At 69.6% G+C, this 7,795-nt stretch carries 6 protein-coding genes and 1 pseudogene; 6 read left to right on the forward strand and 1 reads right to left on the reverse strand.

Going from position 1 to position 7,795, the window contains the following annotated elements; genetic code table 11:
* The 5 genes from H5J26_RS25895 to H5J26_RS25915 form a co-directional block, all read left to right on the forward strand.
* Positions 1–1,557, forward strand: a 1,557-nt coding sequence (locus H5J26_RS25895; protein WP_181768388.1) for a 4'-phosphopantetheinyl transferase superfamily protein, incomplete at its 5' end; no start/stop codon positions are given.
* Positions 1,547–1,885, forward strand: a complete 339-nt coding sequence (locus H5J26_RS25900; protein WP_181768389.1) for a phosphopantetheine-binding protein — start codon at positions 1,547–1,549, stop codon at positions 1,883–1,885. The genes H5J26_RS25895 and H5J26_RS25900, both read left to right, overlap by 11 nt.
* A gap of 5 nt (positions 1,886–1,890) precedes the next feature.
* Positions 1,891–2,697 carry an alpha/beta fold hydrolase gene (locus H5J26_RS25905; RefSeq protein WP_181768390.1) on the forward strand — a complete coding sequence of 269 codons (807 nt, stop codon included), beginning with the start codon at positions 1,891–1,893 and terminating at the stop codon, positions 2,695–2,697.
* A complete protein-coding gene (locus tag H5J26_RS25910) occupies positions 2,694–3,890 on the forward strand; it encodes a glycosyltransferase (RefSeq protein WP_181768391.1) in 1,197 nt (398 codons plus the stop codon). The genes H5J26_RS25905 and H5J26_RS25910 overlap by 4 nt, the downstream gene beginning before the upstream one ends.
* A 32-nt stretch (positions 3,891–3,922) precedes the next feature.
* Positions 3,923–5,914, forward strand: a complete 1,992-nt coding sequence (locus H5J26_RS25915; protein ID WP_181768392.1) for an ABC transporter ATP-binding protein — start codon at positions 3,923–3,925, stop codon at positions 5,912–5,914.
* 151 nt (positions 5,915–6,065) lie between these two features.
* Here the strand turns inward: H5J26_RS25915 and H5J26_RS25920 are convergent, their stop codons facing one another.
* Complete coding sequence (locus tag H5J26_RS25920) at positions 6,066–6,866, reverse strand: SGNH/GDSL hydrolase family protein (RefSeq protein ID WP_181768393.1); 801 nt, start codon at positions 6,864–6,866, stop codon at positions 6,066–6,068.
* A 486-nt stretch (positions 6,867–7,352) separates the two neighbouring features.
* On the opposite strand from H5J26_RS25920, the pseudogene H5J26_RS25925 reads away from it, so the two are divergent.
* A pseudogene (locus H5J26_RS25925) lies at positions 7,353–7,795 on the forward strand (ATP-binding protein); the annotation flags it as partial.

The following is a 7,795-nucleotide window of genomic DNA, read 5'->3' on the forward strand; positions in this document are numbered from 1 at the left end:
CCGTCGGTGCTCCGCGTGGACGTCGAGGAGATGCCCTACCTGCTCGACCACTGCTTCTTCCGGCAGCGGCCCGACTGGCCCGACCACGCGGACCGTTGGCCGATCGTGCCCGCCACGACGGTCATCGGGCACCTCATGGAGATCGCGGAACGCGCCGCCCCCGGCATGCGTGCCGTCGGGCTGAGCGAGGTGCGGCTGCTGAAGTGGATCGAGGCCATACCCGCCGTCGACGTCCCCGTCACCGTACGGAGACTGGCCCCGGACAAGGTCGAGGTCGGTCTGACCGGATCGTCCCGCGCAGTGGTCGAACTCGCCGAGAAGCACGACCCGGCGCCCGCGCCGTGGCCGGTCGATCCGGCGGCCGACCGCGTCCCGGAGATGCGCGCGGAGGAGCTCTACACCGAGCGCTGGATGTTCCACGGCCCGAAGTTCCAGGGCGTGACCGCGCTGACGGCGATCGGCGAGCGGCACGTGCGCGGTGAGATCACCGCGCCCGAGGCGCCGGGTTCGCTGCTGGACAACGTCGGCCAGATCCTCGGCTACTGGATCATGGCCTCGCTCACCGAGCGTACGACCGTCTTCCCCGTGAGCATGGACCAAATCCGCTTCCACGGTCCGGAGCCGGGCGTGGGGGAGCGTCTGACCTGCTCCATCCGCATCACCGGCGTCACCGACAGCACGCTGACCGCGGACATGCAGCTGGTCCACGAGGGCCGCGTGTGGGCCGAGTTGAAGGGCTGGACGGACCGCCGGTTCGACACCGACCACGGCATCCGGGCAGTGGACCGCTTCCCCGGCTCCAACACGCTCTCCACGCAGCAGCCCGAGGGCTGGTCACTGGTGCACGAGCGCTGGCCGGACCTGGCGACGCGCGAGCTGATGATGCGCAACATGCTCGGCGGAGCGGAACGCGCCGGTTACGGCACGCTGCCGCCGGTACGCAGGCGGCAGTTCCTGCTCGGACGCATCGCGGCGAAGGACGCGGTGCGCGGCCTGCTGTGGTCGGAGGGCGCGGGCGACCTGTACCCGGCCGAGATCTCCGTGCACAACGACGCCGAGGGGCGGCCGTCCGTGCGGGGCGTGCACGGGCGGGACGTCGGAGACGGCCTGGTCGTATCCATCGCGCACCGCGGTGAGACCGGCGTCGCGATCGCACGGCGAGGCCCGTGCGGGATCGACATCGAGGAGGTGACCGCACGGCCGGGCACCACGCTCGACATGGCGTGCGGGCACGAGGAACTCACGCTGCTGCGCAGCCTGGTGGACGGGCTCCCGGAGCCCGGCCCCGAGGGGGCCGGCAGTGAGGCGGTCTGGTTCACGAGGTTCTGGGCGGCGAAGGAAGCCGTCGCGAAGCTGCGTGGCACCGGGCTGCGGGGCCGTCCGTCCGACTACCGCGTGGTGGCGGCGGACACCGACCGGCTCCAGGTGAGGTACGGGGACGAGTCGTACGACGTTCGGGTGCGAGCGACATGCAATCCGCCGGGACTGCCCGAGCGGCAGTACGTGGTCGCGTGGACGGCCGCCTACGAGGAAACAGGAGTGCGAGATGACCACTGACGCGACCGGGTTCGCAACGGCGAAGTCGCCGTTGGGGACCGATGCGGGGGCTGTGCTGGCGGACATCGCCGGCATGTTGCGGGAGTTGCTCGAGGAGTACGGGCTCGACGACGCCGAGATCACCCGGGAGACCACCTTCCACGAGGACCTCGAGCTGGAGAGCATCGACCTCGTGGCGCTGTCGGGGACCCTGCGCGAGCACTACGGGAACCGCGTCAACTTCGCCGAGTTCGTCGCCGACCTCGAACTCGACCAGATCATCGAGCTCACCGTCGGGCAGTTGGTCGACCACGTCGTGGCGTCGCTTCGCGCCACAGAAGCGAGCTGAGCCCGATGAAGATCCGTACCGGAGACATCACCACTCACGTGCAGCGCCTCGACGCGCAGGTAAGCGGCGAGGAGCAGGGCGAGCCGCCTGTCGTGGTGTTCGTGCACGGGCTGCTGACCGACAGCCTGGCCAGCTACTACTTCACCCTCGGCCCGTCCTTCGCCGCCGCGGGCATCGACGTGATCATGTACGACCTGCGAGGCCACGGCCGCAGTGAACGGCCGGAGACCGGCTATCAGATCGAGTGCTTCGTCGACGATCTCGTCGCGCTGCTCGACGCGCTCGGTGAGCGGCGCCGGGTGCACCTGGTGGGCAACTCCTTCGGCGGCACCGTCGCCGCCGGCGCGGCCGCCTGGTACCCGGAGCGCATAGCCAGCCTCACCCTGATCGAGGCCGAGCCGCCGGTCCCCAGGTGGACCGAGCACATGGCCAACGGACTGGCGCTCGCCAAGGAGCAGCTCGTCCACGAAGAGGTCATCGACTGGATCAAGGACAACCGCGGTGCGCACACCGCGCGTCTGTCGCGCCACGCCGGCCGCATCCTCAACTCCACGACGCTCGCCGACGAGGTGTGGAGCGGACGCGTCATCGACGACGACCTCTCAGCGATCACCTGCCCCGTCCTGGCGATCTTCGGCGACGAGTCCGGTCTCGTCGCGCAGGTCCCCCTCTTCGAGTCCATGCTGGAGCGCAGCCGCGTCGTCGTGCTGCCCGAGCAGGGCCACTCCGTCCTGGTGGAGCGCACCAAGGAGACCCGCGAACTGGTGCTGGAGTGGATACGTGAGCACGACCTGACCGAGGCCGCGACGTGACTCGCTTCCTCTTCGTCGTCCCTCCGCTGGTCGGGCACACCAACCCGCTGGTCGGAGTCGCCGACGAACTGACCCGCCGAGGCCACCGGGTGGCCTGGGCGGGTTATCCGGACCAGATCCGACGGCTGGCCGGAGAGGACACCGAGGTCTTCGAGACGCAGATGCCGGACGCCGGTCTGACGAGGGGGCCGAAGCTGACGGGACCGGCCGCGTTCCAGTTCCTGTGGGAGGAGTTCTTCTTCCCGCTGGCCGGACTCATGGCGCCCGGAGTCGACGCCGCCGTCCGGGAGTTCGGACCCGACGTGATCGTCAGCGACCAGCACGCCGTCGCGGGCGCCCTGGTCGCCGAACGTCACGGCATTCCGTACGTGACGTCCGTGACGACGTCGGCCGAGTTGACCGACCCGCTCTCCTCGATGCCCAAGGTCGAAGCCTGGCTGCAGGGCCTGTTCCGGTCGCTGCGGGAGCAGTTCGGGGACCCGGAGCACAGCACGGACCCCCGCTACTCGCCGCACGGCATCGTCGCCTTCACGGGCCGCGCGCTGCTGGGCGACACACCGCTGCCCAACGACCATGTGCAGCTCGTGGGCCCCGCGATCGCACCGCGGGCCGCCCAGTCCGGCTTCCCCTTCGCGGAGTTGGACCCGCAGCGCCGCAAGGTGCTGGTGACGCTGGGCACGGCCAACGTGGACGCGGGCGAACGGTTCCTCGGTGAGGCGGTCACGGCCCTCGACGGCCTGCGCGAGACCGTCCAGGGCATCGTCGTCGACCCGGGCGGACTGCTCGCCGAGCGGCCCGGCGGGATCCCCTCCAGCGTGCTGGTACGCGAGTACGTGCCCCAACTCGACCTGCTCCCGCACCTGGACGCCGTCGTGTGCCACGGCGGCCACAACACCGTGTGCGAGTCGCTGTACCACGGCGTACCGCTCGTGCTCGCCCCGATCCGCGACGACCAGCCGATCGTCTCCGGGCAGGTCGTCGACGCGGGCGCGGGGATACGCGTCCGCTTCAACCGGGTCGACGCCCCACGGCTCGCGAAGGCGATCGAGTCCGTACTCGATCCCTCCGAGGGCTACAAGGCCGCGGCCGAGGCGGCCGCCGGCTCCTTCCGATCCGCCGGCGGTGTCACAGCCGCCGCCGACCATCTCGACAGCGTCGCCGCGAGAACGGCGAACGTCCAGGCAGCAGGCTGATTTCCGCCCGACCAGCGACCTCAGGACCTCACATGACGACGGCTCCCGGATCCCACGAACCCTTCGGGTTCTTCCAGGGCTCCCAGCCTCAGGCTGCACCGCCGCAGTACCCGACCGCGCCCACGAGCGGCGGGGACCCGCGGGCGAGCATCCTGCGGATCGACCACCGCAAGCGCGCCCCGCTGCGCGTTCTGATGGGGTACGCACGTCCCCACCGCCTCGTCCTGTTCGCGACGTTGCTTCTCGTGCTGGCGGCCAGCGGGGCGGGGCTCATGCAGCCGCTCGTGGCGCAGCAGGTGCTCGGTTCGCTCTCCAGCGGCAAGGACGTGGTCGGGCCGGTCGTCGTCCTGGGCGCGCTGGTCGTTCTGGGTGCGGGCCTCACCGGTCTGCAGTCCTGGTGGCAGCAGCGCACCTCGGAGCGGGTGGTCCGGCGTGTCCGTCAGGACCTGGTGTTCCGGCTGATCCGGCTGCGCATCCCCGAACTCGACCGCCGTCCTCCCGGTGACCTCATCGCCCGCGTGACCTCCGACAGCACCCTGCTGCAGAACGCGGCCACCGAGGGCCTGGTGATGATCGCCAACGGCATCCTCAGCATCGCCGGTGCCGGGGTGCTCATGGGCGTCGTCCACCTCGGACTGCTCGGTGTGACGGTGGGCGTGCTGCTGACCGTCGGCCTGGTGATGGGCGGCATCCTGCCCCGCATCCGCAAGGCGGTCGCGCGTGCGCAGGAGTCGATCGGCGCGGTGGGCTCCGCCCTGGACCGCACGCTCGGCGCCGCCCGTACCGTGAAGGCCAACGGCGCCGAGGACCGGGAGACGGAGGTCGCCGGACGCGCGATCGACGGCGCCTATCAGGCCGGTCTGGTCGGCGCCCGGTACGTGGCGCTGGTCAAGATCCTCTCGGGAGTCTCGATCCAGGCGGCGTTCCTCGCCGTGCTCGGCGTCGGCGGCGCGCTGGTCGCCGCGGGAGACATGAAGACGCCCGAGCTGATCGCCTTCCTCCTCTACGTCTTCTACCTGGCCAGCCCCATCGGCTCCCTCGTCGCCGGCCTGGGCATGCTCCAGCAGGGACTGGGCGCGGTCGGCCGCATCGAGCAGATCAAGCGGATGGCCGTCGAGGCGGACGTCGACGAGGCGCCCGTGGAGCACAAGCCGCCCCGCACCGTGAACTCCAACGGGCACCCCACGCCCGACGCCCCTCCGACGATGAAGCTGAAGCAGATCTCCGCCCATCCGGCGCCGCCGACCATCGAGTTCCGGGATCTTCGCTTCTCCTACCCGGGACGCGGTGCGGCGCTGAAGGGGATCTCCTACACCATCCCCGGTGGCACCCAGACCGCACTGGTCGGGCTCTCCGGCGCGGGCAAGACGACCATGTTCGCCCTGCTGCAACGGTTCTACGACCCGACGGCGGGCCAGATCATCATCGACGGCGTGGACATCGAGACGATGCGCCGGGCCGAGGTGCGCAGGCGCATCGCGTACGTGGAACAGGACTCGCCGGTCATGGCGGGAACGCTGGAGGACAACCTCAAGTACTCGGCCACCAACGCCTCGAACGCCGACATCGCCGAAGCGCTGCGCGTGACCCGTCTGGACTCGATGATCGAGCGGCTTCCCGACGGACTGCGCACCGAGGTCGGTAACCGGGGCGTCACGCTCTCCGGCGGTGAACGCCAACGGCTCGCCATCGCAAGGGCGTTGCTGCGCAAGCCGGAGGTTCTGCTGCTGGACGAGGCGACCGCCCAGCTCGACGCCCGTAACGAACACGCGTTGCGCGACGCGGTGGACCAGGCCGCACAGCGCTGCACCGTCATCCTCATCGCGCACCGGCTCTCGACGGTCACCCACGCGGACCAGATCGTCGTCATGGAGCACGGCGAGGTGCGCGCACTCGGCAGCCACGAGCAACTGGTGAAGACCGATCCGCTCTACCGCGAACTCGCCGCCTCGCAGATGCTGGTCGGCGAAGGCAACGGTTCGGCGGACGGCTCGCCCGACGCACTGGCGAAGGCGGCTCGCTGAGCCCGGCGCCGCCGGCGGACCTCCCGGCGGCGCCCCCTCGATGGGGCGGTCCCGGTCTGCATCTGATCGCAGGCGCAACATGAGCGAAGGGCGCCCGCCGAAACCGGCGGACGCCCTTCACTTCCGCCGCGTGCGGCGGTGAACCTGTCGGTCAGCCCATGAGGGGGTTCAGGGCGGCGAGGTAGCCGTCCCGGTGACCTTCCACATTCGGGTGGTAGGACTCATTGAGCTTGTCCCACTCCAGGCTCGTGACCCATTCCGATCCGCCGGAGCAGAGCGTGTGCGGGTCGAAAACCGGCCGCGCGTCCAGGAAAGTGAAACCGGCTTCCTGCGACCGCGCGGACATGATCTCGGCGAGCGTGTCGGCCGCGGAGTTCAGAGCGGTGCGCTCCTTGTCACTGAGACCGAGAATGCCGCAGTTACCTCCAATTGTGTAGAGACGCGGATATCCGACGACGATGACCTTCGCGGACGGAGCGGCCGCTCGCACGGCTGCGTAGGTCTGCGAAAGGGCGGGTGACAGCGAGCCGGTCGCAGCCGCCTTCGCCGCCTCGACGCCGGCGATGCAGTCGGCGTCATCCGTGGTGAGGATGCAGTTCTTGAGAACGTCGACGAATCCGACGTCGTTGCCGCCGACCTGGAGCGTCACCAGGGACGTGTCCGGAGTCAGCTGCCCGACCTGCGAATTCATGATGTCGGCGGTGGTCGCACCGGAGCAGGCGGCCTCCACGAAGCCGACGTTCGGGTGCGCGGCGGCCCACAGCCTGGTGTAGGAAGTGGGTCCCTTACGGCACGCGTCGTCAGGGTTGTCGTAGCTGCGCGTGCCTACCGCGACAGTGTACGAATCTCCCAGAGCGACGTACTTACCCTCGGCCGCATGTGCCCCTGGTGCGATTGTGGCCATGGCCACGAACGCCAGCAGTGCGGCGAACAGCAGCTTTAAAGAGCGCATGAAGTTGTCTTCTCCGAAGGGTGGGGGATGAGAACACCATAGAAATAGCAGGACACTTCACTCTCTGAATACGGTCCGGTCTGTAATATTTGGATCACGATTCGATAAACGCATTGATTGTGGATCATGTATCCCGGGTCACCCCAAGTGGCAATGCGGGCCAATCTGGGCGTCTTTCTTTTCAAACTTTCCGCGATCGTTCCCGGGGAATTGCGGGCGCTATTCCCGGTGCGGAGAAAGGGCGGGAGGCCGACTCCGTGGAGTGGGTGGGGGCCGCCCCCGCTGCCTGCTGTGAAGGCCCTTCACGTGACCGTCACCTCGCCGCCCGATCATCTCCTCGCCCGCTCTGACGCAAGGTCAATTCACGATCGCAACGAACTCGTACGGGTGGAGACCTTCCCGCGCCCGCACCGTTCGTCGCTCGTTCGAGGGGTTGCACCGGAGACGGAACGGTTCAGCGCGAGAGCGGTGCATACCGTCCGGGGCATGCACGTCACGAGCAACGCCGCCCCCGCTCCCGTTCCGGAAGAGGCCGGTCCACCACGTCCGCCGACGGCCGCCGCCTTGACGGAGCTCCGCGTCTCCGCGTTCCGCTCGCTGCGCGACCGCACGGTGCCGCTCACGCCGGTGACCCTGCTGAAGGGGCCCAGCGGCAGCGGCAAGTCCAGCGTTCTCGAGGCGTACGAAGCCCTGGCCAGGCTCGGGGGCGGCGAGGCGCTCGGCGAGGTCTTCGCGCGGACGTCGGGCGGCGCCGGTGCATGCGTACCGCTCACCGCGCGCCCCGACGGCGAGGGCAGACGGGGATTCCGGTTCGGCTGCACGGTGAACGGGCCGGCCGGGCTCGTACGCCTCGATCTGGCAGTACAGGCCGAGCCCGCACTGCGCATCGTCGGCGAACGGCTCTCCGCGCAGGACGGCCGCACGCTTCT

The organism is Streptomyces albidus (ex Kaewkla and Franco 2022) (assembly GCF_013870515.1).
GTDB classification, from domain to species: Bacteria; Actinomycetota; Actinomycetes; order Streptomycetales; family Streptomycetaceae; genus Streptomyces; species Streptomyces albidus.